Source organism: Aeromonas dhakensis, from assembly GCF_000820305.1.
In the GTDB taxonomy this organism is placed as follows: Bacteria; Pseudomonadota; Gammaproteobacteria; order Enterobacterales; family Aeromonadaceae; genus Aeromonas; species Aeromonas dhakensis.
In genome coordinates, this window is sequence record NZ_CDBH01000014.1 from 1 (window position 1) to 3,599 (window position 3,599).

General features: G+C 61.8%; 2 protein-coding genes and 2 pseudogenes. 1 reads left to right on the forward strand and 3 read right to left on the reverse strand.

Going from position 1 to position 3,599, the window contains the following annotated elements:
- From BN1143_RS01030 to rimO, 3 genes and pseudogenes are all read right to left on the reverse strand, one after another.
- A pseudogene (locus BN1143_RS01030) lies at positions 1-799 on the reverse strand (ATP-binding protein); the annotation flags it as partial.
- Positions 799-1,473 carry a response regulator transcription factor gene (locus tag BN1143_RS01035; protein WP_010634645.1) on the reverse strand — a complete coding sequence of 225 codons (675 nt, stop codon included), beginning with the start codon at positions 1,471-1,473 and terminating at the stop codon, positions 799-801. The gene BN1143_RS01035 and the pseudogene BN1143_RS01030, both read right to left, overlap by 1 nt.
- A 237-nt stretch (positions 1,474-1,710) precedes the next feature.
- Positions 1,711-3,039, reverse strand: coding sequence for a 30S ribosomal protein S12 methylthiotransferase RimO (gene rimO / locus BN1143_RS01040; protein ID WP_010634637.1), 1,329 nt, complete (start codon positions 3,037-3,039; stop codon positions 1,711-1,713).
- A gap of 270 nt (positions 3,040-3,309) precedes the next feature.
- Here rimO and BN1143_RS22710 point away from each other — a divergent pair.
- A pseudogene (locus tag BN1143_RS22710) lies at positions 3,310-3,599 on the forward strand (phosphodiesterase); the annotation flags it as partial.

The following is a 3,599-nucleotide window of genomic DNA, read 5'->3' on the forward strand; positions in this document are numbered from 1 at the left end:
TGTGGGCCAGGTCGTTGAGGGCATGCTGGTAGCGCTGGGTCTGCTGGCGCTCGTTCTCCAGCAGCTGGTTGACCGACTCGGTCAGCGGCGTCAGCTCCCGCTCATAGTCGTTGGAGAGCGCCTCCCGCTTGCCGGCCCGGATCTCGTCGATCTGGCGCGCCATGGTGCGCAGGGAGCCCAGGCTCCAGAAGCTGGTGAGCAGCAGCAGAGCGCCGAGCAGGGCGTAGGCGAGCAGGGCCTGGCGGATGCACTGGTAGAGGTAGTCGCGGGTCTGCAGCAGGTAGCGCTTGGCGGAATCGACCATCACCACGTAATAGGTGGTGGGGCCGTCACCGTGGTTGCGCAAGAAGCGCAGGCTGTAGATGAAGTAGCTCTCGCCATTCTTGATGGTGAGGCGCTTGAAGAAGTAGTCCTGATCCAGCCCGCCCAGGTACTTCATCAGATCGTCGCAGATGGAGTCCTTGACCTGGATCACCTCCGGCATGTGCAGGCTGGACCAGCTCAGCTGGCCGTCGGCCCGACAGATCAGGGTGTCCAGGTTAGGGTCGATGGCATCCGGTGTGAGCCGGCCCAGATCCGTGCTGGCCTGGGCGTCCGGCATCTTGGAGGAGAACAGCTTGGAGAGGTTCTCCTGCATGCGGGTGCTGGCCTTCTGGGCCTGCTCATCGGTGTGGCCCAGATAGAGGATGTAGACCGAGAAGGACATGATGAACGCGATGACCAGCATGGCGCTCAACATCAGCTTGATGTGCAGCGAGCGGCGGATGAAGCGCATGGGGCGCGGCAGACGAAAACCCATCAGCTGCACGACAGGTTGAAGATGTAGCCCTGGCGGCGGATGGTGGAGATGGGCTGGATGAGCCCCTCCGGATCCAGCTTCTTGCGCAGCCGGCTCACCATCACCTCTATGGTGTTGGGGTCCCCCTCGCCGTCGCCGTAGAGCTGATCCAGCAGTTGCTGCTTGGAGACCACCTGGCGGGCGTTGCGCATCAGGTATTCGAGGATCAGGTACTCAAAGCTGGTGAGCACCACCGGCGTACCGGCGATGGTCAGCTCCTTGCGGGAGAGATCCAGCTCGTAGTCGCCAGCCTTGACCCTGGGGGAGATGAAGCCGGCGCTGCGGCGCACCAGGGCGTTGAGGCGGGCCAGCAGCTCGTCCTTCTGGAACGGCTTGACCAGGTAGTCGTCCGCCCCCGCTTCCAACCCCTCCACCTTGTCCTGCCAGTTGCCACGGGCGGTCAATACGATGATGGGGAAGGGGATCTGCTGCTCGCGCAGCTGGCGGATGAGCTGCAGACCGTCCATGTCCGGCAGGCCCAGATCGATGATTGCCACGTCGATGGGGTAGTCGGCGGCGTAATGGAGCGCCACCTGGGCGCTCTCGGTGCTGTGCACCTGATTCTGGGCTTCGGTCAGCAGGGTGGTGAGGTGGTGATTGAGCAGCTTGTCGTCTTCGACCAACAAAATTTTCATAAGGTGCGCGATCATGGGGATCCAGGCTGTCAATTAGAGGGCTTATGACGGGGAGAGTCAATCCGGATCCTAACAGCCCCGCCTGTATCGGGACTGAATCAGCCCGCCATTGGTTATATGCCTCCAGACCATGCGCAGACGCTTCGAGCAATCATGGTTGAACACTTTTTCCTTGCATTGCACCAACAAAAAAGCCAGTCAGGAGCTGACTGGCTTTTTATTGGTGCTTATCGGGGATCAGTCGATGAGACTGGCCCACAGGTCGTACTCGTCCGCTTCGTCGATGCGCACCTTGACCATGTCGCCGGGCTTGAGGCCGGTTTCACCGTTCAGGTAGACCAGGCCGTCGATCTCGGGGGCATCGGCGGCAGAGCGGCCGGTGGCTCCCTCTTCGTCCACCTCGTCGATCAGCACCAGCATCTCTTTGCCCACCTTGCGGGCCAGCTTGCGGATGGAGACCTGCTGTTGCAGCTCCATGAAGCGCTGGAAGCGCTCTTCCTGCACTTCGGCCGGCACCGGATCCGGCAGTTCGTTGGCCTTGGCGCCCTCGACCGGGCTGTACTTGAAGCAGCCGACCCGATCCAGCTCCGCCTTGTCGATGAAGTCCAGCAGCATCTGGAACTCTTCTTCGGTCTCGCCGGGGAAGCCGACGATGAAGGTGGAACGCAGGGTGATCTCGGGGCAGATCTCGCGCCACTTCTGGATCCGCTCCAGGGTGCGCTCGACGGTGCCCGGGCGCTTCATCAGTTTCAGGATGCGCGGGCTGGCGTGCTGCAGCGGGATATCGAGGTAAGGCAGTACCTTGCCGTCGCGCATCAGCGGGATGACGTCATCCACGTGCGGGTAGGGGTAGACGTAGTGCAGGCGCACCCACATGCCGAGCTTGGCCAGCTCCTCGCACAGTGCCACCATGCTGGTCTTGACCGGCATGCCGTCGTAGAAGCCGGTACGGTGCTTGACGTCGACGCCGTAGGCGGAGGTGTCCTGGGAGATCACCAGGATCTCCTTCACGCCGGCCTCTTTCAGGCGCTTGGCCTCGGCCAGTACCTCGCCGATGGGGCGGCTCACCAGATCCCCGCGCATGGAGGGGATGATGCAGAAGGTGCAGCGGTGGTTGCAGCCTTCGGAAATCTTCAGATAGGCGTAGTGACGGGGGGTCAGCTTGACACCCTGGGCCGGCACCAGGCTGGTGAAGGGGTTGTGGGTCGGCTTTTCTACGTATTTGTGGACGTGGCCGAGCACCTCTTCATAGGCGTGGGGGCCGGTGATCTCGAGCACCTTGGGGTGGATCTCGCGGATCTGGTTCTCTTTGGCGCCCAGGCAGCCGGTGACGATCACCTTGCCGTTTTCGGCCAGGGCCTCGCCGATGGCTTCCAGCGACTCCTGCACCGCGCTGTCGATGAAGCCGCAGGTGTTGACCACCACCAGCTCCGCATCGTCATAGCTGGGCACCACGTCGTACCCTTCGGTACGCAGCTGGGTCAGGATGCGCTCGGAATCGACCAGGTTTTTGGGGCAACCCAAGGAGACGAATCCTACTTTGGGGGCCTGTTTTGTGTTGGACATCGCTCAATCACTCTTAGGTGGCTCTAGTTTTAGGGCGCGGATTTTACCGGAATGGCTAACCAAAAACTATACAGCCGGCACGCCGGAAGCGAACAATCTCTTTGCCCGGGCCACAATGGGCCGTCAAAGGAGAAAACCATGGTGGCAACAGGCCTTGCCGGCCGGTCTGCGGGGCCCTGATGTTTGTTGCTGACGCTTGAGTCAATTTGGCAGGAGAGTAAAAACAGGGGTCACTATACTCCCTGCAGGAATAGCAGAAGGACGTGCGGGATGGAGAGTTCATTTGGCGAAAAAGTGCAGAACGTGCACGCCACGCTCAGGCAGCGGTTTGACAAGTTGAGCCGGGTTGCGGTCGCCATCTATGACCAGCAGACGGACAAGCTCAAGACCTTTGCCCACAGCACGGAGGGGGGCTCGCCGCTTTTGCAGTACGAGGTGAAGCTGAGCGAGGTGCCCTCCCTGCGCTATCTGGCCGAGCGCCAGCAACCCAGGGTGCTCGATACCCTGGGCTCGCTGCAGGGGTCCCCCGCCGAGCACAGCCGCAAGCTGCTGGCGGCCGG

Excerpts from the sequence above, each read along its gene's own strand:
- BN1143_RS01035 (WP_010634645.1), bottom strand. The coding sequence starts at position 1,473 with ATGAAAATTTTGTTGGTCGAAGACGACAAGCTGCTCAATCACCACCTC.
- rimO (WP_010634637.1), bottom strand. The coding sequence starts at position 3,039 with ATGTCCAACACAAAACAGGCCCCCAAAGTAGGATTCGTCTCCTTGGGT.